Below are 26,544 nucleotides of genomic sequence, written 5' to 3' on the forward strand. Positions count from 1 at the left end.
GCGCGGGCCGCCCCGTTTCGCTCAACTCCCGTAGCGCCGTAAGCCCCAGGCCAACACGCTTTCCAGCAAACGTCGCAACACTGCCTGAGTCGGTTGCGCCAGGTCCGCACGATAGGCGAACGGCTCGGTTTCCTCCATGTAGGTGCTCTGCGCCAGCTCCAGTTGTACCGCATGGACATGGTTGCCCGGATTACCATAGTGGCGAGTGATGTGACCGCCCTTGAAACGCCCGTTGAGTACATGCCTGTAGCCCGGCGCCTCGGCACACACGCCCGACAGCCACTGCGCCAGCTCAGGATCACAACTGGCACCGTTGAAGGTACCCAGGTTGAAGTCCGGCAGCTTGCCGTCGAACAGGTGCGGGATCAGCGAACGGATCGAGTGTGCGTCCCACAAAAGGGCGTAGCCGAACTGCTCACGCAGGCGGGCCAGTTCGCGCTCGATGGTGGCGTGGTATGGCCGCCAGATCTGCTCCAGGTAAGTGGCCCGTTCGTCGGCAGAGGGTGCCTGCCCCTGCTTGAACAGCGGCGCACCGTCGAACAGTGTGGCCGGATACAGGCCCGTGGTTGCACCTGCGTACAAAGGCGTGTCGTCATCCGGCCGGTTAAGGTCGATGACGAAGCGCGAATACTCCGCCGCCACCACACTGGCCCCCAGCTCATGGGCGAAATCGTAGAGGCGCGGGATATGCCAGTCGGTGTCCGGCAGGCTGCGCGCCTCGTCGACCAGGCCGTCGCGCACGGCCGGGGTCAGCTTGAGCCCCGCATGGGGCATGCTGATCAGCAGGGGCAAACGGCCCTGGTGGAAGCTCAGTACCTTGTCCATCTCGCCTCGCTCAGTGGGATATTTCATGGCCTTTGCGCACCACGCGCTTGGGCAGGTCGCCGCCCAGCCAATAGGCCAGGTCGGCGGGGCGCTCGATCTGCCAGGCGACAAAGTCCGCCACCTTGCCGACCTCCAGCGAACCATGGGTGTCGCCCATGCCCAGCGCCGTGGCGGCATGGATGGTAACGCCAGCCAGGGCTTCTTCCGGCGTCATGCGAAACAGCGTGCACCCCATGTTCAGCATCAGCCGCAGCGACAGACCTGGCGATGTGCCAGGATTGAGGTCGCTGGCAAGGGCAATCCTCACGCCGTGGCGGCGCAAGGCGTCCATTGGAGGCAGTTGGGTTTCGCGCAGGAAGTAGAACGCGCCGGGCAGCAGCACGGCGACAGTGCCGGCCTCGCCCATGGCCATGGCATCTTCCTCGGTCATGAATTCCAGGTGGTCGGCCGACAGCGCCTGGTAGCGCGCTGCCAGGCTGGAGCCGTGCAGCGACGAGAGCTGCTCGGCGTGCAGCTTGACCGGCAAGCCCAGTTCGCGCGCCGTGATGAAAACCTGCTCGACCTGCGCCGGGGAAAACGCCAGGTGCTCGCAGAAGGCGTCCACGGCATCCACCAGCCCCTCGGCGGCCAGCGCGGGCAGCATCTGGTCGCAGATGTGCGCAATGTAGTCGTCGGCGCGACCGGCATATTCCGGCGGCAAGGCGTGGGCGGCCAGGCAGGTAGCGCGCACAGCAACCGGCAATTCGTCGGCCAGGCGCCTGGCCACACGCAGCATCTTGCGCTCGTTGGCCAGGTCCAGGCCGTAGCCGGACTTGATTTCGATTGTGGTTACACCATCGCGCATCAGCGCCTGTACCCGCTCGCGGGCACTGGCGAACAGCTCATCCTCGCTGGCCGCGCGGGTGGCCCGCACGGTACTGGCGATGCCCCCGCCTTGCGCAGCGATTTCGGCATAACCTACACCCTGCAAGCGCTGCTCGAACTCGCCACTGCGGTTGCCACCGAACACGGCGTGGGTGTGGCAGTCGATCATCCCGGGGGTGACCCAGGCATTGCCCAGGTCAACCGTACGTTGCGCCTCGACCGGCCGCATTTCGCTACGTGGGCCGAGCCATTCGATCACGCCGCCGCTGGTAACGATCGCTGCGTCCTCGATGATCGAGTAACGGCCGTCCACCATGGTTGCCACATGGCAGTGCTGCCAGAGGGTTCTCATATGCAATCTCCTGAACTAGCGATGCAGCTCGGCCGCTGCCTGGGCCACCTCGCCCTGCCCTGCTCGCGGCTTGCACCACAACAGGTAGGACGCAACCAGGAACACCACCCAGATCACACCGACAAGCAACGCTGCCTGTGTATCGGGGAAGTAACCGAGCACGCCAAAGATGAACACCATGAACGCAATGGCCATGGCCGGGCCGTAGGGCCAGAACGGTACCGGGAACTTGAGCCGGGCCGCTTCCTCGCGGCTCATGCTGCGGCGCATGGCAACCTGGGTAACCAGGATCATCAACCACACCCACACGGTGGCGAACGTGGCGATGGACGCGATCAGCAGAAACACGTTCTCGGGGATCAGGTAGTTGAGCACCACGCCAATCAACAGCGCAGCCCCCATCACCACCACGGTCATCCACGGCACTCCGTGCCTGGACAGCTGGCTGAAGCCGCGTGGCGCATGGCCTTGCTGGGCCAGGCCGTACATCATGCGACCCGCGCCGAAGATGTCACTGTTGATGGCAGAAACCGCAGCGGAAATCACCACGACGTTGAGCACTGCCGCCGCCGATCCGATGCCCAGGTTGCTGAATATCTGCACGAAGGGGCTACCTTCGCTGCCGATCTGCGGCCACGGGTAAAGGCACATCAGCACGAACAGGGTCAGTACGTAGAACAGCAGGATACGCAACGGCACGGCATTGATGGCCCTGGGGATGACCCGTTGCGGGTCCTTGGCCTCACCGGCGGTGACGCCGATGATTTCGATGCCGCCGAAGGCGAACATGACCACCGCGAAGGACGCGATCAAGCCGCCGACGCCATTGGGCATGAAGCCGCCGTGCTCGACCAGGTTGCTCAAACCGACCGCATGCCCGGTGCCAACCTGGCTTAAGCCGAAAGCCATGATGCCAAGGCCGGCAAGGATCATCGCGACGATGGCACCGACCTTGAGCAGCGACAGCCAGAACTCCATCTCGCCGAACACCTTGACGTTGCACAGGTTCAGGCCGCCGATCAGGAAGACGATGCCCAGCACCCAGATCCAGCGGGCCACTTCAGGAAACCAGAAGCCCATGTAGATACCAAAGGCGGTGACATCGGCGATGGCGACGATGACCATTTCGAAGGCGTAGGTCCAACCGAGGATGAAGCCGGCCATGGGGCCGAGGTAGGTGGTGGCGTAATGGCCGAAGGAGCCGGCGACCGGGTTGTGCACGGCCATCTCGCCGAGGGCGCGCATGACCATGAACACGGCGGCGCCGCCAATCAGGTAGGCCAGCAGCACGGCCGGCCCGGCCATCTGGATGGCAGAGGCCGAACCGTAGAAAAGCCCGGTACCGATTGCGGAACCGAGCGCCATGAAACGGATGTGGCGGGCCGATAGCCCACGCTTGAGACCTTGAGCTTGTTGCATGTCACGTCCTGATCTTGTTTTTGTGGTCGTGAGATCGAATGGGCCGCATGGCGGCCCCAAGGGCATCACAGGCTGGGCAGAACGCCTGCCGGCAGCAGGCCGGTCAGGCTGCCCTTGGCCAACAGCTCGACGGCCTTTTCGATATCCGGCGCAAAGAAACGGTCACGGTCGTAGTGCGGCACTTCGCTGCGCAGCGCCTGGCGCGCCTGCTCCAGCTTGGCCGAGGTCTTGAGCCCCTTGCGCAGGTCCAGCCCCTGGCAGGCGCCCAGCCATTCGATGGCCAGCACGCCGCGGGTATTCTCGGCCATTTCCCACAGGCGCTTGCCCGCAGCCGGGGCCATCGACACGTGGTCTTCCTGGTTGGCCGAGGTGGGCAGGCTGTCGACGCTGTGGGGGTGCGACAGGGCCTTGTTCTCGCTGGCCAGGGCCGCAGCCGTGACCTGAGCGATCATGAAGCCGGAGTTGACCCCACCGTTTTCCACCAGGAATGGCGGCAACTGCGACATGTGCTTATCCATCATCAACGAAATGCGGCGCTCGCTCAGCGAGCCGATTTCGGCGATGGCCAGGGCCAGGTTGTCAGCGGCCATGGCTACAGGCTCTGCGTGGAAGTTGCCACCCGAGATCACATCGCCCTCGGCAGCGAACACCAGCGGATTGTCCGACACCGCGTTGGCCTCGATGCCGAGCACTTCGGCGGCCTGGCGCAACTGGGTGAGGCAGGCGCCCATGACCTGCGGCTGGCAACGCAGCGAGTACGGGTCCTGAACCTTGTCGCAGTTCTTGTGCGATTGGGAAATCTCGCTGGTATCACCCAGCAGTTCGCGGAAACAGGCGGCGGTATCGATCTGGCCCCGCTGACCACGCACGGCATGCACCCGTGCATCGAATGGCGCACGCGAGCCCAGTGCCGCTTCAACGGTCAGACCACCGCAGGCGATGGCGGCGGCGTACAGGTCTTCGGCGTAGAACAGGCCGCGCAAGGCGTAAGCCGAGGACGCCTGGGTGCCATTGAGCAGCGCCAGGCCCTCTTTGGCGGCCAGGGTCAGTGGCTCCAGGCCAGCAACGGCCAGGGCTTCAGTGGCCGACAGCCACTGGCCCTTGTACCGTGCCTTGCCTTCGCCGAGCAGCACCAGCGACATGTGCGCCAGCGGTGCCAGGTCGCCGGAGGCGCCGACAGAGCCTTTGAGTGGTATATGCGGATAGACTTCAGCGTTGACCAAGGCGATCAGCGCATCGATCACCTTGCGCCGGATGCCGGAGAAACCACGGCTGAGGCTGTTGATCTTGAGCACCATGATCAGCCGCACCAGGTCGTCGTCCAGCGGCGCGCCGATACCGGCGGCGTGGGACAGCACCAGCGAGCGCTGCAGGTTTTCCAGGTCATGGCTGGCAATACGGGTCGAAGCCAGCAGGCCGAAGCCGGTGTTGATACCGTAGGCGGTGCGGTCTTCGGCAAGGATCTGTTCGACGCAGGCGACGCTGTCGTTGATCGGCTGATCGGCGCTGGCGTCCAGGCGCAGGCGCACGGGTGCGGCGTGGATTGCGCGCAGCTGGGCCAGGGTCAGGGTGCCAGGCTTGAGGGTCAGTTCGGTCACTTCGCTACTCCATTCTGTCAGGGCCCGCAGGCCCTTTCTTGTTGTTCAGTATCGGTCAAAGTGCAGCGATCAGCCTGTGATCATTGGCAGGTCGAGGCCTTGTTCCTTGGCGCAGTCCACGGCGATGTCGTAGCCGGCGTCGGCGTGGCGCATGACACCGGTGCCCGGGTCGTTGGTCAGCACACGGGCGATGCGTGCGGCGGCTTCATCGGTACCATCGCAGACGATGACCATGCCCGAGTGCTGCGAGAAGCCCATGCCTACCCCACCACCGTGATGCAGCGAAACCCAGGTAGCGCCGCTGGCAGTGTTGAGCAAGGCGTTGAGCAACGGCCAGTCGGAGACGGCGTCAGAACCGTCACGCATCGATTCGGTTTCACGGTTGGGGCTCGATACGGAGCCTGAGTCCAGGTGGTCACGGCCAATGACGATCGGCGCCGACAGCTCGCCGCTGCGTACCATTTCGTTGAAGGCCAGGCCCAGCTTGGCGCGAAGGCCCAGGCCAACCCAGCAGATGCGCGCTGGCAGGCCCTGGAAGCTGATGCGCTCACGGGCCATGTCCAGCCAGCGGTGCAAGTGGGCGTCGTCGGGGATCAGTTCCTTGACCTTGGCATCGGTCTTGTAGATATCCTCGGCTTCGCCGGACAGCGCAGCCCAGCGGAACGGCCCCACGCCGCGGCAGAACAGCGGGCGGATGTATGCCGGTACGAAGCCTGGGAAATCGAACGCGTTGGCTACGCCCTCTTCCTTGGCCATCTGGCGGATGTTGTTACCGTAGTCGAAAGTCGGAATGCCCTGCTTCTGGAAGTCGAGCATGGCTTGTACGTGCACGGCCATGGTCTGCTTGGCAGCCTTGACCACGGCAGCCGGCTCGGTCTGCGCGCGGTCACGGTACTGCTCCCAGGTCCAGCCGGCCGGCAGGTAGCCGTTGAGCGGGTCGTGGGCGCTGGTCTGGTCGGTGACCATGTCCGGGCGCACACCACGCTTGACCAGCTCCGGCAGGACTTCTGCGGCGTTGCCATGCAGGGCAATGGAGATGGCCTTGCCTTCGGCGGTGTACTTGGCGATGCGCGCCAGGGCGTCATCGAGGTCTTTGGCCTGCTCGTCGACGTAGCGGGTTTGGAGGCGGAAATCGATACGGCTCTGCTGGCATTCGATGTTCAGCGAGCAGGCGCCGGCCAAAGTCGCGGCCAGGGGCTGGGCGCCGCCCATGCCGCCAAGGCCTGCAGTCAGTACCCACTTGCCTTTGAGGCTGCCACCGTAGTGCTGGCGGCCGGCCTCGACGAAGGTTTCATAGGTGCCTTGGACGATGCCTTGGCTGCCGATGTAGATCCAGCTGCCGGCGGTCATCTGGCCGTACATGGCCAGGCCCTTGGCGTCCAGTTCGTTGAAGTGTTCCCAGTTGGCCCAGTGCGGCACCAGGTTGGAGTTGGCGATCAGAACGCGTGGAGCGTTGCTGTGGGTTTTGAATACCCCGACCGGTTTGCCCGACTGCACCAGCAGGGTTTCGTCATCTTCCAGGCGGGTCAGGGTTTCGACGATCTTGTCGTAGCAGGCCCAGTTGCGGGCGGCGCGACCGATACCACCGTAAACCACCAGTTCCTTGGGGTTTTCCGCGACCTGCGGGTCGAGGTTGTTCATCAGCATGCGCAGTGGCGCTTCGGTCAGCCAGCTTTTGGCGGTCAGCTTGTTGCCACGTGGGGCACGGATTTCAACGTCACGGTATTTATTGTTGTCGGTCACGGGAAGGGTCCTCTGCGGTCGTCCGCGGGCAGGTGTGTCGTGTTGGATATACAAACACACCTTTACTTGTATGTACAAGCATGGACAACCAAAATAGTGGGACCGCTTTTGAAGAGCCTGGAGAAAACCGGGGCCGCTGCGCGGCCCTTTCGCGACACAAGGCCGCTCCTACACAGATCGCGTTTGCCCAGACGGGCGCGGTTTCCGGAGCGGCCTTGTGTCGCGAAAGGGCTGCACAGCAGCCTCAGCCAGCTCAGGTTGGAATCAGCTCGATCAGGCAGAACCGCCCCTGAACCTGCAACTCCAGCAGCGTGTCGTTCCCCTCGAGCCGCAGGCAGTCATACAAGCCCAGCCGCTCCAAACCATGCCCGGCCAACTGCACCTCAACCTGGTTACTGCCCGAAAACAGCAGCACAGTCGACGCCGAACTGAACAACCGGCTGGTACCATCGAACCACTGCAAGCGCGCGCGATAGCGCTGCGGCGAGTAGATCAGGTTGAAATCACGAATCCTCTCACCCAGCAGCTTGCAACTGACCTGGCTCTCGCCAGCGAAAGCGAAGGCGTCGAACGGTAACAGCGGCCGGCTGGCCTGCCCGTCGACCAGCAGGCGCATGCCATCCCCCTGCAAGACCGTGATGATCCGCTGGTAGCCCGCAAACATCGAGAAACCACCAGACGCTTCGATATCCGCAATCGACAGGCGCCAGCCGAACCCCTCCAGGCCCTCGCCACTGTCGCGGGTGATTTCCTCGGTGAAGCCCCCGCCGTTCTTCCACGGCATCCGCGGGTAGTCCTGCGCACGCAACAACTGCAACGTGCTCATTTGCTGAAACGTCCTTCCAGGCGATGACGGGAACCAGGGTGGATCAACCGTGCGGCCGTCACCGGCTGGCGACCAGACCAGGTACGGCGGCGAATCAGCAGGCAAGGCTCGCCCCGTTCGATTTGCAGCAGTTGACACTCGTGCGGCTCGGCCAGGATCGCCTCGACCACGTGCTCACCCTCGGTCAACGGTGCAACCTGGGACAAGTAGGCGTAAGGCGTCTGCCGAGTGAAATCCTGCTTGAGGTAATCGGGCGCGATCGCCGCGTTGACGTAGCGGTCCTCGATTTGTACCGGGATGCCGTTTTCGTAATGCACGATCATCGAATGGAACACCCGCTGGCCTTCGCGCATGTCCAGTGCCAGAGCGCGCTCGGAACCGGCCGCTTCTTCAGCAAGGGTGATCACCTGGCAGCTATGCTGGTGGCCACGCGCGGCAATCTCGTCGGCGATGTTGTTGACTTCGAACAACGCCGAGCGGCTCTTGGGTTCGGCAACGAATGTCCCTACCCCCTGCATGCGCACCAGCAGGCCTTCGGCAGTGAGCTCACGCAGGGCGCGGTTGATGGTCATGCGGCTGAATCCCAGCTGGCTGACCAGTTCGCTCTCCGAAGGGACCCGGTGATGGGGCGGCCAGCTGCCGTTGTCGATCTGCTGGATGATCATCTGTTTGACCCGCGCGTACAGCGGCGCCGGGCCCTCGCCCATCTGGGCAACCAGCGCGGAGACAGGAGGTGTCGGCACGGCGTTGGATCCTTGTGCGATTGAATGGGCGGTAGCTTGCCGCAGTTTACCCGGCAGGCAAACAACTGTATATGTATATACAAGTCAGCCATAACAGGATTTCACAGATGTCCGCCTACTTCGCCGAATGCGCCCTGCTGCCCGATGGTTGGGCCAGCGATGTCCGAATCGAGGTCGCCAGCGATGGCACAATGACCCATATCGACTCCGGCGCTTCGGCCGACGGCGCCGAACGGCTGGCCGGGCCACTTCTGCCCGGCATGCCCAACCTGCACTCGCATGCCTTTCAACGCGCAATGGCCGGCCTGGCAGAAGTGGCGGGCAACCCCAACGACAGTTTCTGGACCTGGCGCGAACTGATGTATCGCCTGGTCGGCAAGATCACCCCGGAACAACTGCAGGTCATCGCCCGCCAGCTGTACATCGAGATGCTCAAGGCCGGTTACACCTCGGTGGCCGAGTTCCACTACGTGCACCATGACCAGGCGGGCAAGGCCTATGCCGACCCAGCCGAGCTGTCCCGCCGCATCAGCGCGGCGGCGGCCAGCAGCGGTATCGGCCTGACCCTGCTGCCGGTGCTGTACAGCCATGCCGGCTTCGGTGGCCAGCCACCCAACGAGGGGCAGCGGCGCTTCATCAATTCCACCGAGCAGTACCTGCAACTGCACGCACAACTCGCTGCGACAATCGCCGCGCAACCCGCGCAGCAGGTGGGTTTGTGCTTCCACTCGCTGCGGGCGGTCACGCCGGCGCAGATTGCCCAGGTATTGGCAGCGGGCAATCAGCAATGTCCGATCCATATTCATATCGCCGAGCAACAGAAGGAAGTGGACGACTGCCTCGCCTGGAGCGGCCTGCGCCCGTTGCAGTGGTTGTATGAGCATGTGCAGGTGGATGCGCGCTGGTGCTTGGTGCATGCCACCCACGCGCAGGCTGACGAAGTGGCGGCAATGGCCGGCAGTGGCGCGGTGGCCGGTTTGTGCCTGACCACCGAAGCCAACCTGGGTGACGGGATTTTCCCGGCAGTGGACTACCTGAGCCAGGGTGGCCGGATGGGTATCGGCTCTGACAGCCATGTATCGCTGAGCGTGGTCGAAGAGCTGCGTTGGCTCGAATATGGCCAGCGCCTTCGTGACCAGCGGCGCAACCGGCTTTATCGCGAAGATCAGCCGATGGTTGGCCGCACCCTGTATGACGCGGCACTGATGGGTGGGGCTCAGGCATTGGGGCAGCCCGTGGGTGAGCTGGCCGTGGGCAAACGTGCCGACTGGCTGGTGCTGGATGGGCAAGACCCGTATATCGCCACGGCCGACGAAGATGCAATTCTCAACCGCTGGCTGTTTGCCGGGAGCGACCGCCAGGTACGCGATGTGATGGTCAACGGGCAGTGGGTGGTGCGCCAGGGGCGCCACGGGCAAGAAGAGGAAAGCGCTCGGGCGTATGTCGAGGTGTTGCGACAGTTATTGGGCTGACGACAAAAGGGCCGCAAAGCGGCCCTTAAGGCCTCAATGCATCTGCACGATCTGCTTGTCCGCCATGCGCCAGATCAAGCGGCTGGTGTCGTAGCCCTGTTGACGTGCCTTGGCCAGCAGGCTCTCGCGCTCCCATGCCGGCAGGGTCGGCGTACGCGACAGTATCCACAGGTACTTGCGGTCGGGGCTGCCGACAATGGCCGTGCGGTAGCGGTCGTCCACGTACAGGATCCAGTATTCGCCCTTGGTCAGGCCCGGTACCAGGCGGGTGAACCAGTTGTCGAACTCCACCCACAACCTGTCGGTATGCCCCGGCTGCTGGATGTTGGCATGCCCCTCGGCGCGCAGCCATTCGTCACCCATGGTGCGGCAGCGGCTCAGCACCCCGTACGAACCATCAGGCTTGAGGTTGTAATGCGCCTCGGACTGGGCGCATTCGCTCTGGTAAGGCATGGGCAAGCGCGCCAGCTCGTACCATTTGCCCTGGTAGCGCTTGAGGTCGATATCGCCGGCGGTCTTGGGTGCCAACGGGTCGTTGGCCGACGTGGCGCAGCCACCCAGCAGCATCACCAGGCACAACCCCAGCAGCAGGTGCAGACGCGTCATTTGAGGCCCTGCCCTGAATACATCAGTACTTTGTCAGCCGCATACTGCACGCTGATGAAGCTCTTTTCGTCCCCCCAGGTACAGCTGCTCATGCCCAGTGCGCCGGAGCACTCGGTGGGCGTGCCGAGCAGTTGCTCGACCTCGGCCTTGTTCATGCCGGCCTTGAGCTTGGAATAGTTTTCCTGATTGATCTTGCTGCACGCAGTCAGGATGACGCACAGGGACAACAGGGCGAGGGAACGCAACGACATGAAGGAACACTCCTGAAAGGTGGATGCAGGCGAGAGGCCTGCAGGGACCTTCGACGGGAAAAACGGTCCCTGGTTCCCTGACAGGCCTTTTTCGTTCTACACCGTTGGTCGGCAGGCGCTCAAGCCCTTGGCGGATGCCTACCCAGGCAACACGCCGCACATCAGCAGCGGCCTCAAGGAAGTCGAGCTGGATGGGCGCAAGCAGTTCATCAGTTTCACCCACGTCGACGGCGTGCCCTCAGCGGACTGGTACGTGGCCCTTGTGGTCGACCAGGACGCGGCATTCGCCATGCTCAGCGAGCTGCGTACCTCGGCCATCGTCGCGACGCTGATCGCGATACTGGTCATCATCGCCCTGCTCGGTCTGCTGATCCGCGTGTTGATGGAGCCCTTGCACCTGATGGGTCGCGCCATGCATGACATTGCCGAAGGCGAAGGTGACCTGACCCGGCGCGTGGCCATCCACGCGCAGGACGAGTTCGGCAGCCTTGGCCAGTCGTTCAACCGTTTCGTCGAGCGTATTCACGAATCGATCCGCGAAGTGGCCTCGGCCACTGGCCAAGTCAATGCGGTGGCCACGCAGGTGGTGAGCGCCTCGAATGCCTCGATCCACAATGCCGACCAGCAGGCCAGCCGCACCAACAGCGTGGCCGCGGCCATCAACCAGCTGGGTGCCGCAGCCCAGGAGATCGCCCAGAACGCAGCGCTGGCTTCGCAACACTCCAGTGAGGCACGCGGCCTGGCCGAAGACGGCCAGCAGGTGGTCGGGCGCACCATCGATGTGATGAACCAGCTGTCGGCGCGCATCAGCGATTCATGCGGCAACATCGAGACGCTCAATGCCCACACCGCCAACATCGGCCAGATTCTCGATGTGATCAGCGGCATTTCCCAGCAGACCAACCTGCTGGCCCTGAATGCCGCGATCGAGGCGGCCCGTGCCGGTGAAGCCGGGCGCGGTTTTGCCGTGGTCGCCGACGAAGTCCGCAACCTGGCGCACCGCACTCAGGAGTCGGCGCAGCAGGTCCAGCGCCTGATCGAGGAATTGCAGGCCGGTGCCCAGATGGCCGTCAGCACCATGAACCAGAGCCGTGAGCACAGCGACCAGAGCGTCGGGATTGCCAACCAGGCCGGTGAGCGCCTGGGCAGCGTGACCCAGCGTATTGGCGAAATCGATGGCATGAACCAGTCAGTGGCTACCGCTACCGAGGAGCAGACGGCGGTGGTCGAGTCGATCAATGTCGACATCACCGAGATCAATACGCTGAACCAGGAAGGGGTGCAGAACCTGCAGAGCACCTTGCGTGCCTGCACCGACCTTGAACACCAGGTCGAACGGTTGAAGCACCTGGTAGGGAGTTTCAGGATCTGAAACGAACGGGGCCGCTTTGCGGCCCCATTCATCACTCAAAACCTGGAGCCAGGCTCCAGCAAAAAGTCCATCTCTTCACTGGTGCTCGGCCGCTCCAGCAACAGATTGCGATGCGGGAAGCGCCCGAACCGGGCAATCACCCGCTGGTGCTGCTCGGCATAGTCGAGGAACCCTTCGAACAACCGACGGTTGGCCTCGGGCTGCTCATCCAGCAGCACCTGGTACCGCTCAACGCACAGGTTCTGCCAGTCCAGCACCTCGGCATGCTCCAGCACCAGCAGCACGAATACCCGCTGGATCGGCAGCAGCTGGTAATCCCAGCCCTTCTGCAGCCCCTGCATGGCCACCACCTGGGCACGCCGGTCGCCCTCGAAAGCGCGCGGCGTGTCGCGGTAGATCATGCGCGGCAGCTGGTCCAGCAGTATCAACAGGCCGAGCCAGCCCTGAGGGCTTTGCTGCCACTCCTCGAGCCCACCCGCCAGGGCATGCTCGACGAGCTCGCCAAACAGCGCCTGGGCTTCGGCATCGTGATGCTTGCCGAACCACAGCGTGCTCTTCTCGTCAGCCACGGCCTGGGGACTGGTGCCCCAACCGAACCACCACTCCAGCAACGGCTGCCAAGGTGCGAGCATGATTTACTCCTTGTGATAGGCGGTGACGCGCTCGACCTCTTCCTTCGAGCCGAGAATCACCGATACACGCTGGTGCAGGCTCTCTGGCTTGATGTCGAGGATGCGTTCGTAACCGTTGGTAGAAGCGCCGCCGGCCTGCTCGATGATGAACGACATCGGGTTGGCTTCGTACATCAGGCGCAGCTTGCCCGGCTTGCTCGGCTCGCGGGCGTCGCGCGGGTACATGAACAGACCGCCACGGGTCAGGATACGGTGCACGTCGGCCACCATCGAGGCGATCCAGCGCATGTTGTAGTTCTTTTTCAGCGGCCCGGTCTCACCGGCCAGCAGCTCGCCCACGTAGCGCTGGACCGGGGCTTCCCAGTGGCGCTGGTTGGACATGTTGATGGCGAACTCGGCGGTGGTTGCCGGGACCTGGATGTTTTCGTGGGTCAGCACGAAGCTGCCCAGCTCACGGTCCAGGGTGAAGCCCTTGACGCCGTTGCCCAGGGTCAGGATCAGCATGGTCTGCGGGCCATAGATGGCATAACCGGCGGCGACCTGCTCGGTACCTGGCTGCAGGAAGGCGTTTTCGTTCAGGGTTTCGTTCTGGCTCAGGTATTCGTTAGGGCAACGCAGTACCGAGAAGATGGTGCCGACCGAAACGTTGACGTCGATGTTCGACGAGCCGTCCAGCGGGTCGAAGACCAGCAGGTAGGCACCTTTGGGGTATCGGCCCGGGATCTGGTAGGCGTTGTCCATTTCCTCGGACGCCATGCCGGCCAGGTGGCCGCCCCACTCGTTGGCCTCGAGCAGGATATCGTTGGAAATCACGTCGAGCTTCTTCTGCACTTCGCCCTGCACGTTTTCAGTGCCCATGCTGCCCAGCACGCCGCCAAGGGCGCCCTTGGACACGTGATGGCTGATTTCCTTGCACGCACGCGCCACCACTTCGATCAGGAAGCGCAGATCGGCAGGGGTATTGTTGCTGCGGGTCTGCTCAATCAGATAGCGACTCAAGGTAACGCGGGACATGTATGGCTCCGAAAGGATGGGGGAGAAAAACCCCCGCAGTTTACAGGGAGAGTTCAATGCTAGCGAGTAAAGAGACACGCCTGGGCAGTCAGACGGCACAACAGGTCGGTAGTTCAGCGCTCACCAGGCCGATGGTCAGGTGGGGCCGCTGTGCGGCCCCAAGCCTCAATCCAGCACCTTCCAGATCTCGGTCGCATACTCGCGAATGGTCCGGTCCGAAGAGAACCACCCCATTCGCGCGGTGTTGAGCACCGCCATCCGCCACCACGCCTGCGGCGTATGCCACAACTCCTCCACCCGCCGCTGGGCATCCCAGTAAGCATCGAAGTCGGCACAGACCAGGAAGCGGTCGTAAGCCACCAACCCGTCGATCAGCCCGGCATAGCGCGACGGATCATCGGGGGAGAACACGCCACTGCGGATCGCCTGCAGCACATCGTTCAAGCGGTGGGAGGCGGCTATCGCGGCCACGGCACCAAAATCACCGTCACGCTTGCGCGCCTCCACCTGCTGCGCGGTCAGGCCGAAAATGAACATGTTGTCGGCACCCACCTGTTCGCACATCTCGACGTTGGCGCCATCGAGGGTACCAATGGTGAGTGCACCATTGAGCCCGAACTTCATGTTGCTGGTGCCCGACGCCTCGTAGCCGGCCGTGGAAATCTGCTCCGACAGGTCCGCCGCCGGGATGATGCTCTCGGCCAGGCTGACGTTGTAGTTGGGCAGGAACACCACCTTTAGCAGGCCGCGCACGGTAGGGTCGTTGTTGACCACCCGGGCGATGTCATTGGCCAGCTTGATGATCAGCTTGGCCTGGTGGTAGCTGGCTGCGGCCTTGCCGGCAAAGATCTTCACCCGCGGCACCCAGTTGGTGCCCGGGTCGTTACGGATGGCCTGGTACAGCGCCACGGTGTGCAGCAGATTGAGCAGCTGGCGCTTGTACTCGTGGATGCGCTTGACCTGCACATCGAACAGCGCCTCAGGGTTGACCGTAACGCCCACCCGCTCCTGGATGATGCTGGCCAACGCGCGCTTGCTGTGCAGGCGCTGCGCGGCGAACTGCTTGAGGAAGCCGCCCTTGTCGGCGAACGGCACCAGGTTGGCCAGGCGCCCTTGCGGGTCGTCAAGCAACTCTGGGCCCAGGGCATCCACCAGCATCGCCGTCAACTGCGGGTTGGACTGGTACAGCCAGCGGCGGAAGGTAATGCCGTTGGTCTTGTTGTTGATGCGCTGGGGGTAGAGCTTGTGCAACTCGGAGAACACCGTGCTTTTCATCAGCTTGCTGTGCAGCGCCGATACCCCGTTGACGCTGTGCGAGCCGAGAAACGCAAGGTTGCCCATGCGCACCCGGCGGCCGTTGTCTTCCTCGATCAGCGACACCGCCCGCAGCACGTCGAAGTCATGCAGGCCTTTCGCGCGCAGGGCATCGATATGGTAGGCATTGATCAGGTAGATGATCTGCATGTGCCGCGGCAGCATGCGCTCCATCAGGGCCACCGGCCACGTTTCCAGCGCTTCTGGCAGCAGCGTGTGGTTGGTGTAGGCCAGGGTGCCGACGGTCAGCTCCCAGGCTTTTTCCCACGGGATTTCATGCTGGTCGACCAACAGCCGCATCAATTCGGCCACGGCAATCGACGGGTGCGTGTCGTTGAGCTGGATGGCCGCAGCATCCGGCAGGTTGAGCAAGTCCTTGTGCATGTTCAAGTGGCGTCGCAGCAGGTCCTGCAGCGACGCCGAGACGAAGAAGTATTCCTGGCGCAGGCGCAGTTCCTGCCCCGCTTCTGTGCTATCGGCCGGGTACAGCACCCGCGAGATGCTCTCGGCGCGAGCCACTTCGGCCACCGCGCCAAGGTGGTCACCGGCATTGAAGCGCTCCAGATGCAGCTCCTCCAGCGCCCGCGCGCGCCACAGGCGCAAGGTGTTGACGCTGGAGCCCCGCCAGCCGACCACTGGCGTGTCGTAGGCCACCGCACGTACCGTCTCGCCCGGCCACCACACCTGACGTTGCTGACCATGGGTATCTTGCACCGTTTCGACGCTGCCGCCGAAACTGATCGGGTAGATCACCTCGGCGCGCTCGAACTCCCAAGGGTTGCCGAAATCCAGCCAATTTTCGGTCTGTTCCTGCTGCCATCCGTCGACCATGGCCTGGCGGAACAGCCCGTGCTCATAGCGGATGCCGTAGCCGTGGGCGGCGATGCCCAGCGTCGACATGCTCTCCATGAAACAGGCGGCCAGACGGCCCAGGCCACCATTGCCCAGTGCGGCGTCCGGTTCCAGCAGGCGGATGCGCTCCAGGTCCACGTCCAACCCCTCCAGCGCATCACGGGCGATGTCCAGCAGGCCAAGGTTGCTCAGGCTGTCGTAGAGCAGGCGCCCGATGAGAAACTCCAGAGAGAGGTAATAGACCCGTTTCTGGCTGCGCCGGTAGGCCTGACGGGTGTGATCCATCCAGTGATCGACCATGTGATCACGGGCAGCCAGGGCAATGGCCTCGAACCAGTCGTGGTCAAAGGCGTGCTCCGGGTCCTTGCCGACCGCGTAGGTCAGCTTGTCCAGTACAGCGGCGCGAAAGTCGGCCACCTCGGCGTCACGTGCTTTGGGTTCCTGGGACATGCGGCATCCTCGGGCAAATTGGCAAAAGCGGCGGGAGAGTGTTGAGACTAGACCCTTCGACAGGGAGTGACAGCCTCGGTTCGCAGTTTTCATGCCGGCTTGGCCAATCCGGCAAAAGGTTGTTCACAAATTGAACAACTCCGGTATGATCGCGCGCCCCAAGACCGTGATCCGCCACCTATAACGATGAAAACGACCCTGATTGCCGCAGCCGAAGTCGACCGCCTGGAAACCTGGCAGCGCTATGCCAGCCACATGTGCGGGGGCTGCCATTCGACCTGCTGCACCCTGCCTGTGGAAGTGAAGATCAAAGACCTGATCCGCATCGGCGTGGTGGATGAGTTCGAAAAGGACGAACCGCCAAAGAACGTGGCCAAACGCCTGCAGAAGGAAGGCATCATCGAACGCTTCAACCAGAAGTCGGGGATCTTCACCCTGACCCGGATGAGCAACGATGATTGCATGTATTTGGACCGCAAGAGCCGGCTGTGCACCATTTATGACAAGCGCCCGGATACTTGCCGGAACCACCCGAAGGTAGGGCCGCGGCCGGGGTATTGCGCTTACAAGCCCAAGGTGGCCACGCGCTGATCATTGGCCTCACCGCCCCAAAATCGTTGCGCAAGGACCTGTGGAAGCCGGCTTGCCGGCGATGAGGCCGGTACAGCTGATACAAAAAGCCCAGACAAAAAAAACGCCCCCGGCCTTTCGACCGGGGGCGTTTTCATTCAGCCTGAGCTAACTCAGTTCTTGGCTTTCTTGGCAGCGCGGGTACGCTCGCCTTCGTCCAGGATCTTCTTGCGCAGACGGATCGACTTCGGCGTAACTTCGCACAGCTCGTCGTCCTGGATGAATTCCAGAGCCTGTTCGAGGGTGTGACGAACCGGCGGAACCAGGGCGATGACTTCGTCTTTGCCCGAAGCACGCATGTTGTCGAGCTTCTTGCCCTTGGTAGGGTTCACGCCCAGGTCGTTGTCACGGCTGTTCAGACCGATGATCTGACCGTTGTAGATCTCCTGGCCGTGCTCGACGAACAGCTTGCCGCGCGCCTGCAGGGTTTCCAGGGAGTAGGTCAGTGCCTTGCCGGTCTCGACCGAAACCAGTACGCCGTTGAGGCGGCCGGACATCTGGCCCGACTTCATGGTGTCGTAGCGATCGAAGATCGAGGTCAGGATGCCTGCGCCGTTGGTCAGGGTCAGGAACTGGTTACGGAAGCCGATCAGGCCACGGGCTGGAATGTTGTACTCCAGGCGAACACGGCCCTTGCCATCCGGAACCATGTTGGTCAGGTCGCCTTTACGCAGGCCCATTTCTTCCATGACCTTGCCCTGGGATTCTTCAGGGATGTCGATGGTGACGTTCTCGAACGGTTCCTGCTTGACGCCACCGACTTCGCGGATGATCACTTCAGGACGGCCTACGGCCATCTCGAAGCCTTCACGGCGCATGGTTTCGATCAGTACCGACAGGTGCAGCTCACCACGGCCCGATACCTTGAACTTGTCAGGGGAATCGGTTTCCTGAACGCGCAGAGCAACGTTGTACAGCAGCTCTTTGTCCAGACGGTCCTTGATGTTACGGCTGGTGACGAACTTGCCTTCCTTGCCGCAGAACGGCGAGTCGTTGACCTGGAAGGTCATCGAAACGGTTGGCTCGTCAACGGTCAGCGGCTTCATCGCTTCGACGGCTGTCGGGTCGCACAGGGTGTCGGAGATGAACAGCTCGTCGAAACCGCTGATGCAGACGATGTCGCCAGCCTGGGCTTCTTCGACGTCGATACGGTGCAGGCCGTGGTGGCCCATCAGCTTGAGGATACGGCCGTTACGCTTCTTGCCGTTGGTGTCGATGGCGACCACCGGAGTGTTCGGCTTCACGCGGCCACGGGCGATACGGCCAACGCCGATAACACCCAGGAAGCTGTTGTAGTCCAGTGCCGAGATCTGCATCTGGAACGGGCCTTCACGGTCAACGTCCGGCGCAGGTACGTTGTCGACGATCGACTGGTACAGCGGGGTCATGTCTTCGGCCATGGCGGTGTGGTCCAGACCGGCGATGCCGTTCAGGGCCGAGGCGTAGACCACTTTGAAGTCCAGCTGCTCGTCGGTAGCACCGAGGTTGTCGAACAGGTCGAAGATCTGGTCCAGAACCCAGTCAGGACGGGCGCCCGGACGGTCGACCTTGTTGATCACGACGATCGGCTTCAGGCCGGCTTCGAAGGCCTTCTTGGTCACGAAGCGGGTTTGCGGCATAGGGCCGTCCTGGGCGTCGACCAGCAGCAGCACGGAGTCGACCATGGACATTACACGCTCAACCTCGCCACCGAAGTCGGCGTGGCCGGGGGTGTCGACGATGTTGATGTGGTAGCCGTTCCAGTTGATGGCGGTGTTTTTCGCCAGAATGGTAATGCCGCGCTCTTTTTCCTGGTCGTTGGAGTCCATTACGCGCTCGTCGTTGAGCTCGTTACGTTCCAGGGTGCCGGACTGACGCAGGAGTTTGTCGACCAGGGTGGTTTTACCATGGTCAACGTGGGCGATGATGGCGATGTTACGCAGATTTTCGATCACAACTGTATCTCGATCAGAGGATTCGGTTGCCGCCAGTCTAGGCGGCCAATATGAAGGTAAAAGGCTCAGCGGGCCCGGCGGTCGGGAGGGCGATGGCGGATGCTGCCGCCATACAGCCCTGGGGTCTTATGCCGGACGATAAACACGCACATTGGCATGTCCCTCACTGAGCAGGTGGTGTGCGTGCAATCGGCTCATCACACCTTTGTCGCAATACAGCAAGTACTGGCGGGTTTCATCCAGCTGCTTGAACTTGCTGTTGATCGCGTAGAACGGCATCACCTGAACTTCGATACCCTCGAGCACCAAAGGCTCGTCTTCCTGGGCGTCAGGGTGACGGATGTCGATCACGATCTGGCCTGGCAGCGCTTCGCTTACTTCCTCGATTTCCACGTCCTTGCCCAGCTCGTCGATCACGTGGTCGATCGAGATGAACTTGGCACGTTCGAGGGCGCGCTCCAGCACGGCCATGTCGAACTGCTTCTCTTCATGCTCCATGCGGTGACGCTTGGCATGGGTGGTCGGGTTCACCGAGATCACGCCGCAATATTCAGGCATGTGCTTGGCGAAGTCGGCGGTGCCGATTTCGGTCGCCTGGTCGATGATGTCCTGCTTGTGGCTGGCCAGCAATGGGCGCAGCACCAGCTTGTCGGTGGCCGAGTCGATGATCGACAGGTTCGGCAGCGTCTGGCTGGACACCTGGGAAATCGCCTCGCCGGTGACCAGCGCATCGATTTCCAGACGATCGGCCATGCGCGCAGCGCCGCGCAGCATCATGCGCTTGAGGGTCACGCCCATGTAGCTGTTGTCGACCTTGTTGAGGATCTCGCCGACCACTTCTTCGAACGGCACGCTGATGAACAATACGCGCTGGCTGCTGCCGTACTTTTTCCACAGGTAGTGGGCCACTTCCATCACGCCCAGTTCGTGGGCACGGCCGCCGAGGTTGAAGAAGCAGAAATGGGTCATCAGGCCGCGACGCATCATCTGGTAGGCCGCCACGGTGGAGTCGAAACCGCCGGACATCAGTACCAAGGTCTGCTCCAGGGCGCCCAGCGGGTAGCCGCCGATGCCTTGGTGCTGGTTGTGGATCACGTACAGGCGCTGGTTGCGGATTTCGATGCGCACCGTCACTTCAGGTTGCTTCAGCTCGATGCCAGCGGCGCCGCACTGCTGGCGCAACTGGCTGCCAACGTAGCGGTCGACGTCCATCGAGGTGAAGTCATGGTGGCCCCCGCGCTTGCAGCGCACGGCGAAATACTTGCCGGCCAGCAGGTGGCCGAAGTGCTGCTTGCACTTGGCGACGATATCGTCGAAGTCACCGAGCGGGTATTCCTCCACCTGCAGGAAGTGGGTAATGCCCGGGGTGCAGGTGAGGCGCTCGATCATCTCGCGCTGGACTTTTTCGTCTTCGACGCGGGTGACCACTTCGAGGTTGTCCCAGACACCATCGACCGCGAGCTCAGGGTCGAGGTCCTTGAGCACGTTGCGGATGTTCTTGCCGAGCTGGCGGATGAAGCGCTTGCGTACCGGCCGGCTCTTGATGGTGATTTCTGGGAAGACTTTGACGATAAGTTTCATTGGTTAACAGCGCGCGCAGGGCCTGCCGAAAAATGAGGGGCGCGAATTATATCGGAAATTGCTCAGGATTTGACCAACTTTTGTACAGAAGGTTGGATTTATATTGCCTGTACTGGCCTCATCGCCGGCAAGCCAGCATCTACAGGACGTCGGTAGGCCTCAAGACTGCGCTTAGGGTGTGGGAGCTGGCTTGCCAGCGATGAGGCCCTTAAAGGAAGCACACAACCCGACCTGTGCACGCTATTGGTGCACCAACAGCAAAAGCCGCCTCGTAAGGGTGCGTTTTTCGCCGCCAAACCGCCGCCAAATGCCCGCAAACGCCCCCTTTTATCCCGGCCTCGCCATTTTCGGGCACTGGCATGCAATTTGCTCCCTTGTGAGGCAGGTAAGCTTGGCCGACTATCCGCGCCCGGCAACACCCTTTTTTCCAGGGCAGCGGCCCACCGCGCTCTAGACCATCCGGAGGACAACATGTCGAAGTCGGTTCAACTCATCAAAGATCATGACGTCAAGTGGATTGATCTGCGTTTCACGGACACCAAAGGCACTCAGCATCACGTGACCATGCCAGCGCGTGATGGCCTGGACGAAGACTTCTTCGAAGTCGGCAAGATGTTCGACGGCTCCTCCATCGCTGGCTGGAAAGGCATCGAGGCCTCCGACATGATCCTGATGCCGGTCGACGATACCGCCGTACTGGACCCGTTCACCGAAGAGCCGACCCTGATCATCACCTGTGACATCGTCGACCCGTCGAGCATGCAGGGCTACGATCGCGACCCGCGTGCGATCGCCAAGCGCGCTGAAGAGTACCTCAAGAGCACCGGCATCGGTGACACCGTCTTCGCCGGCCCAGAGCCTGAGTTCTTCATCTTCGACGAAGTGAAGTTCCAGTCGGACATCTCCGGCTCGATGTTCAAGATCTTCTCCGAGCAAGGCTCGTGGATGACTGGCGCTGACGTGGAAGGCGGCAACAAAGGCCACCGTCCTGGCGTCAAAGGCGGCTACTTCCCGGTTCCGCCGTTCGACCACGACCACGAAATCCGTACTGCCATGTGCAACGCACTGGAAGAGATGGGCCAGACCGTCGAAGTTCACCACCACGAAGTGGCGACTGCCGGCCAGAACGAAATCGGCGTCAAGTTCAACACCCTGGTGAAGAAAGCTGACGAAGTACAGGCCCTGAAATATGTCGTGCACAACGTTGCCGACGCCTACGGCCGTACCGCCACCTTCATGCCAAAGCCACTGTACGGCGACAACGGCTCGGGCATGCACGTGCACATGTCGATCTGGAAAGACGGCAAGAACACCTTCGCGGGTGAAGGCTATGCCGGCCTGTCCGAAACCGCCCTGTACTTCATCGGCGGCATCATCAAGCACGGTAAAGCCCTGAACGGCTTCACCAACCCGTCGACCAACTCCTACAAGCGCCTGGTTCCAGGCTTCGAAGCCCCGGTAATGCTGGCCTACTCGGCACGCAACCGTTCCGCCTCGATCCGTATCCCTTACGTCGGCAGCCCTAAAGCCCGCCGTATCGAAGCGCGCTTCCCGGACCCATCGGCCAACCCGTACCTGGCTTTCGCGGCCCTGCTGATGGCTGGCCTGGACGGCATCCAGAACAAGATCCACCCAGGCGATGCTGCCGACAAGAACCTGTACGACCTGCCGCCTGAAGAGGCGAAAGATATCCCGCAAGTTTGCGGCAGCCTGAAAGAAGCTCTGGAAGAGCTGGATAAAGGCCGTGCGTTCCTGACCAAGGGCGGCGTGTTCTCCGACGACTTCATCGATGCCTTCATCGAACTGAAGAGCGAAGAAGAGATCAAGGTCCGTACCTTCGTGCACCCACTGGAATACGAGCTGTACTACAGCTGCTGATTTGATTGGCGCATTGCGCCGATGAAATCCCGGAAACGGCCTTCTCATGAAGGCCGTTTTTGTTTTTCCAGCCGTCCCGATCGGAAGCGCCCCAACACCTTGGCGCCATACGCCACGCGCACCGATGCTCTATATTGGTGCAATGCAACGTTGCCTGCCCCGCCCCGCACCCCAAAACAGGTCACGTTGAACGGCAAATCAGTGCATTTTGGTCCGAATAGGCGCAATTTCGGGGGTTTATAAAGCAATCCCGCTTCTTTTCGGAGCCTTGGTTTGTTTCTTGCATTTTCTACGCAAAGAGCCTGGCATGAGCAGATCCATAGTGCGCCGGCCACGCTCACCGCCATGCCCGGCAAGCGCCAAAAGAGGTCAACGACGCCTTATGACCATCAGCGATGCACAGCACCGTCTGCTTCTGGACAACCTGACCACCGCCACGCTCTTGCTCAACGCCGAGCTGCGCCTGGAGTACATGAACCCGGCTGCGGAAATGCTCCTGGCCGTGAGTGGGCAGCGCAGCCACGGGCAGTTCATCAGCGAACTGTTCACCGAATCGTCCGAGGCGCTCAACTCCCTGCGCCAGGCGGTCGAGCAGGCGCATCCGTTCACCAAGCGCGAAGCCCAATTGACCTCGCTGACCGGCCAGACCATCACCGTTGACTATGCCGTGACGCCCATCCTGCACCAGGGCAACACCCTGCTGCTGCTGGAGGTACACCCGCGTGACCGCCTACTGCGCATCACCAAGGAAGAAGCCCAGCTGAGCAAGCAGGAAACCACCAAGATGCTGGTCCGCGGCCTCGCCCACGAGATCAAGAACCCACTGGGAGGCATCCGTGGCGCGGCGCAACTGCTGGCCCGGGAGTTGCCCGAAGATGGCCTGCGCGACTACACCAACGTGATCATCGAAGAGGCCGATCGCCTGCGCAACCTGGTCGATCGCATGCTCGGTTCGAACAAGCTGCCATCGCTGGCCATGACCAACATTCACGAAGTCCTTGAACGGGTCTGCAGCCTGGTCGACGCAGAAAGCCAAGGATGCATCACTTTGGTGCGTGATTATGACCCGAGCCTGCCGGACGTGCTGATCGACCGCGAACAGATGATCCAGGCGGTACTGAATATCGTGCGCAACGCGATGCAGGCGATCAGCTCACAGAACGAGTTGCGCCTGGGCCGCATCACCCTGCGCAGCCGCGCGATGCGCCAGTTCACCATCGGCCATGTGCGCCACCGACTGGTGGCCCGCGTCGAGATCATCGACAACGGCCCCGGCATCCCCAGTGAACTGCAAGACACCCTCTTCTATCCCATGGTCAGTGGCCGCCCGGACGGTACCGGGTTGGGCCTGGCCATTACCCAGAACATCATCAGTCAGCACCAAGGCCTGATCGAGTGTGAAAGCCACGCCGGCCACACCGCCTTTTCGATCTTCCTGCCGCTGGAACAAGGAGCCACCGCCTCATGAGCCGAAGTGAAACCGTATGGATCGTCGACGATGATCGCTCCATCCGCTGGGTCCTGGAAAAAGCCCTGCAACAGGAGGGCATGACCACCCAGAGCTTCGACAGCGCCGATGGCGTGATGGGCCGCTTGGCCCGGCAGCAGCCGGACGTGATCATTTCCGACATTCGCATGCCCGGCGCCAGCGGCCTCGACCTGCTGGCACAGATTCGCGACCAACACCCGCGCCTGCCGGTCATCATCATGACCGCCCATTCCGACCTGGACAGCGCAGTGGCGTCGTACCAGGGGGGCGCTTTCGAATACCTGCCCAAACCGTTCGATGTCGATGAGGCGGTCTCGCTGGTCAAGCGCGCCAACCAGCATGCGCAGGAGCAGCAAGGCCTCGATGTGCCCCAGGCCCTGGCCCGTACGCCGGAAATCATCGGTGAAGCCCCGGCGATGCAGGAGGTGTTCCGTGCCATTGGGCGGCTGAGCCACTCCAACATCACCGTGCTGATCAATGGCGAGTCCGGTACCGGCAAGGAGCTGGTGGCCCACGCCCTGCACCGCCACAGCCCGCGGGCGGCCTCACCGTTCATTGCCCTGAACATGGCCGCCATACCCAAGGACCTGATGGAGTCGGAGCTGTTCGGCCACGAAAAAGGCGCCTTCACCGGCGCGGCCAACCTGCGACGCGGCCGCTTCGAGCAAGCGGACGGCGGCACCTTGTTCCTCGACGAAATCGGTGACATGCCTGCCGATACGCAGACCCGTCTGCTGCGGGTGCTGGCCGATGGGGAGTTCTATCGTGTGGGCGGCCATGTACCCGTAAAGGTCGATGTGCGAATCATCGCTGCAACCCATCAAAACCTCGAGTCACTGGTACAGGCTGGCAAGTTCCGTGAAGACTTGTTCCATCGCCTGAACGTGATCCGTATTCATATCCCGCGCCTGGCCGACCGCCGCGAGGACATCCCCGCGCTGGCACGCCACTTCCTTGGCCGCGCCGCTCAGGAGCTGGCCGTCGAACCGAAGCTGCTCAAGCCGGAAACCGAAGAATTCATCCGCAACCTGCCTTGGCCTGGCAACGTCCGCCAGCTGGAAAACACCTGCCGCTGGATCACCGTCATGGCGTCCAGCCGCGAAGTGCTGGTCGGCGATCTGCCGCCCGAATTGCTCAACCTGCCGCAGGACGCTGCACCGGTGACCAACTGGGAGCAGGCGCTGCGCCAATGGGCCGACCAAGCCTTGGCACGCGGGCAATCCAACCTGCTGGACAGCGCCGTGCCCAGCTTTGAACGGATCATGATCGAGACGGCGCTCAAGCATACTGCCGGGCGCCGCCGGGATGCAGCGGTGCTGCTGGGGTGGGGGCGCAATACCCTGACCCGCAAGATCAAGGAACTGGGGATGAACGTGGATGGCGGGGATGACGATGAGGGCGATGATCACTGACTTCCTGCTGAATCAGTAACACCGTTGGGGCCGCTTTGCGGCCCCAACCATTTCCGGCCCATGCACCGAAGCTGTGCCAGCTGCACCGCGCCAAGGCACAAATCCCCTCAAAAACCGGCCAGATCGCCCTGAAACCCAATGTTTCCAGGCTTTTCAAAACTGGCACGCCACCTGCAATAGGTAATGTATCTCCAGTTTCGGGGGCCTCGGTACAGGCAGGCCGGGTGAACCCCTCTTTTATACGCAGTTGCACAAGCTTTGGGGACCTCGGTACAGGCAGGCCGGGAATCCCCTCTTTTACACGCAGTAGCGCAAGCTTTGGGGACCCTGGTACAGGCAGGCCGGGACATCCCCTCTTTTATTCGTGCAGCCTCACCTGCACCCGCCAGCGCCCCGCGTCCTCTGCACCGGCCCATTCGCCACGCAGAGGGCGCGCGGCAATCACGCTCAGCAGCAACCCTTCCTCACTTTTCTGCAAACGCCAGCTCACCGGCTTGCCCTGCAGGGTCAGTTGCCCACGCTGGGCTTTGCCTTCGGCCTGGAACAGCAACGCGACCGTACCCTGGACATTCTCGCCATGCAGCTTCGGTTCATCGTTGAACCACAGGTCCAGCCCGTCCTGCACCACCTCCACCCGCTCAAGCACGAGCGCTTCGGGTGCAGTCAGACGGCCGATCATCAAACCGACCATCAAGCCGACGATCGCCAACGAGAGCAAAACCTTCGGCAAGCCCTTCGAACGCACATCAGGTTCGGGGGTAGAATGCTCGCCATCTTCACGCTTGGAGCCGTGCATGTTTCACGTCATCCTCTTTCAACCTGAAATTCCGCCCAATACCGGCAATATCATTCGCCTCTGCGCCAACAGCGGCTGCGCGCTGCACCTGATCGAACCGATCAGCTTCGAGCTCGACGACAAGCGGCTGCGCCGTGCAGGGCTGGATTACCACGAGTATGCCACGCTCAAGCGCCACGAAAGCCTGGCCGGATGCCTGGAGAGCCTGGGCAACCCACGCTTGTTCGCCTTTACCACAAAGGGTTCGCACCCGTTTCATGAGGTTGCCTACCAGCCGGGCGACGCCTTCCTGTTCGGGCCGGAAAGCCGTGGCCTGCCGGCCGAGGTGCTGGACAGCCTGCCGGCCGAGCAACGCCTGCGCCTGCCGATGCGGCCGGGGTGCCGCAGCCTGAACCTGTCCAACACCGTGGCGGTGACGGTGTATGAGGCGTGGCGGCAGCAGGGGTTTGCCGGGAGCTGACAAGCCCGAAGCAGGCAGCCGGGTAATAAAA

21 protein-coding genes and 1 pseudogene are annotated in these 26,544 nt (G+C 62.3%); 7 read left to right on the plus strand and 15 right to left on the minus strand.

Annotated features, from left to right (window positions below; genetic code table 11):
- Window positions 1-21: 21 nt before the first annotated feature.
- The 7 genes from hutG to hutC all read right to left on the minus strand — a co-directional run bounded on the left by hutG (window position 22) and on the right by hutC (window position 8,334).
- Complete coding sequence (gene hutG, locus NGJ21_RS10230) at window positions 22-825, minus strand: N-formylglutamate deformylase (RefSeq protein ID WP_115273402.1); 804 nt, start codon at window positions 823-825, stop codon at window positions 22-24.
- Window positions 826-835: 10 nt separating this feature from the next.
- A complete protein-coding gene (gene hutI / locus NGJ21_RS10235) occupies window positions 836-2,041 on the minus strand; it encodes an imidazolonepropionase (RefSeq protein WP_251962073.1) in 1,206 nt (401 codons plus the stop codon).
- A gap of 15 nt (window positions 2,042-2,056) precedes the next feature.
- Window positions 2,057-3,460 (minus strand): L-histidine transporter HutT, encoded by a 1,404-nt coding sequence (locus tag NGJ21_RS10240; RefSeq protein WP_115273400.1) that lies wholly within the window; start codon window positions 3,458-3,460, stop codon window positions 2,057-2,059.
- Window positions 3,461-3,525: 65 nt separating this feature from the next.
- Window positions 3,526-5,058, minus strand: a complete 1,533-nt coding sequence (gene hutH / locus NGJ21_RS10245; RefSeq protein WP_115273399.1) for a histidine ammonia-lyase — start codon at window positions 5,056-5,058, stop codon at window positions 3,526-3,528.
- 69 nt (window positions 5,059-5,127) lie between these two features.
- Window positions 5,128-6,801, minus strand: a complete 1,674-nt coding sequence (hutU, locus tag NGJ21_RS10250; RefSeq protein WP_115273398.1) for a urocanate hydratase — start codon at window positions 6,799-6,801, stop codon at window positions 5,128-5,130.
- A gap of 253 nt (window positions 6,802-7,054) precedes the next feature.
- The gene (locus NGJ21_RS10255; RefSeq protein WP_115273397.1) at window positions 7,055-7,627 is read right to left on the minus strand and encodes a HutD/Ves family protein; all 573 of its coding nucleotides are present in this window, start codon (window positions 7,625-7,627) and stop codon (window positions 7,055-7,057) included.
- Complete coding sequence (gene hutC / locus NGJ21_RS10260; protein ID WP_187306339.1) at window positions 7,624-8,334, minus strand: histidine utilization transcriptional repressor HutC; 711 nt, start codon at window positions 8,332-8,334, stop codon at window positions 7,624-7,626. The genes NGJ21_RS10255 and hutC overlap by 4 nt, the downstream gene beginning before the upstream one ends.
- Window positions 8,335-8,477: 143 nt before the next feature.
- On the opposite strand from hutC, the gene NGJ21_RS10265 reads away from it, so the two are divergent.
- Entirely contained in the window at window positions 8,478-9,842 is a 1,365-nt protein-coding gene (locus NGJ21_RS10265; RefSeq protein ID WP_115273395.1) for a formimidoylglutamate deiminase, read from the plus strand.
- Window positions 9,843-9,875: 33 nt separating this feature from the next.
- Here NGJ21_RS10265 and NGJ21_RS10270 read toward each other — a convergent pair whose 3' ends face one another.
- Both NGJ21_RS10270 and bamE read right to left on the minus strand, forming a co-directional pair.
- Window positions 9,876-10,448 (minus strand): lipocalin family protein, encoded by a 573-nt coding sequence (locus tag NGJ21_RS10270; protein ID WP_115273394.1) that lies wholly within the window; start codon window positions 10,446-10,448, stop codon window positions 9,876-9,878.
- A complete protein-coding gene (gene bamE / locus NGJ21_RS10275) occupies window positions 10,445-10,699 on the minus strand; it encodes an outer membrane protein assembly factor BamE domain-containing protein (RefSeq protein WP_012312368.1) in 255 nt (84 codons plus the stop codon). The genes NGJ21_RS10270 and bamE overlap by 4 nt, the downstream gene beginning before the upstream one ends.
- 118 nt (window positions 10,700-10,817) lie before the next feature.
- On the opposite strand from bamE, the pseudogene NGJ21_RS10280 reads away from it, so the two are divergent.
- Window positions 10,818-12,071 (plus strand): annotated as a pseudogene (locus tag NGJ21_RS10280) (methyl-accepting chemotaxis protein); the annotation flags it as partial.
- 35 nt (window positions 12,072-12,106) lie between these two features.
- Here NGJ21_RS10280 and NGJ21_RS10285 read toward each other — a convergent pair.
- The 3 genes from NGJ21_RS10285 to NGJ21_RS10295 form a co-directional block, all read right to left on the minus strand.
- Window positions 12,107-12,703, minus strand: a complete 597-nt coding sequence (locus NGJ21_RS10285) for a DUF924 family protein (protein ID WP_012312366.1) — start codon at window positions 12,701-12,703, stop codon at window positions 12,107-12,109.
- Between the two features lie 3 nt (window positions 12,704-12,706).
- Complete coding sequence (locus tag NGJ21_RS10290) at window positions 12,707-13,717, minus strand: class 1 fructose-bisphosphatase (RefSeq protein WP_012312365.1); 1,011 nt, start codon at window positions 13,715-13,717, stop codon at window positions 12,707-12,709.
- Between the two features lie 165 nt (window positions 13,718-13,882).
- Complete coding sequence (locus tag NGJ21_RS10295) at window positions 13,883-16,333, minus strand: glycogen/starch/alpha-glucan phosphorylase (RefSeq protein ID WP_115273393.1); 2,451 nt, start codon at window positions 16,331-16,333, stop codon at window positions 13,883-13,885.
- A 186-nt stretch (window positions 16,334-16,519) separates the two neighbouring features.
- On the opposite strand from NGJ21_RS10295, the gene NGJ21_RS10300 reads away from it, so the two are divergent.
- Entirely contained in the window at window positions 16,520-16,924 is a 405-nt protein-coding gene (locus NGJ21_RS10300; RefSeq protein ID WP_115273392.1) for a YkgJ family cysteine cluster protein, read from the plus strand.
- Between the two features lie 152 nt (window positions 16,925-17,076).
- Here the strand turns inward: NGJ21_RS10300 and typA are convergent, their stop codons facing one another.
- Both typA and thiI read right to left on the minus strand, forming a co-directional pair.
- Complete coding sequence (gene typA, locus NGJ21_RS10305) at window positions 17,077-18,897, minus strand: translational GTPase TypA (RefSeq protein WP_046784993.1); 1,821 nt, start codon at window positions 18,895-18,897, stop codon at window positions 17,077-17,079.
- Window positions 18,898-19,023: 126 nt separating this feature from the next.
- Window positions 19,024-20,478, minus strand: coding sequence for a tRNA uracil 4-sulfurtransferase ThiI (thiI, locus tag NGJ21_RS10310; RefSeq protein ID WP_039604090.1), 1,455 nt, complete (start codon window positions 20,476-20,478; stop codon window positions 19,024-19,026).
- Between the two features lie 471 nt (window positions 20,479-20,949).
- Between thiI and glnA the strand changes: the two genes are divergently transcribed.
- The 3 genes from glnA to ntrC all read left to right on the plus strand — a co-directional run bounded on the left by glnA (window position 20,950) and on the right by ntrC (window position 25,257).
- The gene (glnA, locus tag NGJ21_RS10315; protein WP_012312360.1) at window positions 20,950-22,356 is read left to right on the plus strand and encodes a type I glutamate--ammonia ligase; all 1,407 of its coding nucleotides are present in this window, start codon (window positions 20,950-20,952) and stop codon (window positions 22,354-22,356) included.
- Between the two features lie 382 nt (window positions 22,357-22,738).
- Window positions 22,739-23,824 carry a nitrogen regulation protein NR(II) gene (glnL, locus tag NGJ21_RS10320; RefSeq protein ID WP_046784991.1) on the plus strand — a complete coding sequence of 362 codons (1,086 nt, stop codon included), beginning with the start codon at window positions 22,739-22,741 and terminating at the stop codon, window positions 23,822-23,824.
- A complete protein-coding gene (ntrC, locus tag NGJ21_RS10325; RefSeq protein WP_039603934.1) occupies window positions 23,821-25,257 on the plus strand; it encodes a nitrogen regulation protein NR(I) in 1,437 nt (478 codons plus the stop codon). Before glnL ends, ntrC begins: the two co-directional genes overlap by 4 nt.
- A 358-nt stretch (window positions 25,258-25,615) precedes the next feature.
- Here ntrC and NGJ21_RS10330 read toward each other — a convergent pair whose 3' ends face one another.
- Window positions 25,616-26,053, minus strand: a complete 438-nt coding sequence (locus tag NGJ21_RS10330) for a hypothetical protein (protein ID WP_046784990.1) — start codon at window positions 26,051-26,053, stop codon at window positions 25,616-25,618.
- On the opposite strand from NGJ21_RS10330, the gene trmL reads away from it, so the two are divergent.
- Window positions 26,052-26,513: a tRNA (uridine(34)/cytosine(34)/5-carboxymethylaminomethyluridine(34)-2'-O)-methyltransferase TrmL gene (gene trmL / locus NGJ21_RS10335; protein WP_011531803.1), complete on the plus strand. Its 462-nt coding sequence runs from the start codon at window positions 26,052-26,054 to the stop codon at window positions 26,511-26,513. The two genes, NGJ21_RS10330 and trmL, sit on opposite strands and share 2 nt — an antisense overlap.
- Window positions 26,514-26,544: the final 31 nt, after the last annotated feature.

Origin of the sequence: Pseudomonas sp. Marseille-Q5299 (assembly GCF_943737035.1) — a bacterium.
Lineage (GTDB): Bacteria > Pseudomonadota > Gammaproteobacteria > Pseudomonadales > Pseudomonadaceae > Aquipseudomonas > Aquipseudomonas putida_E.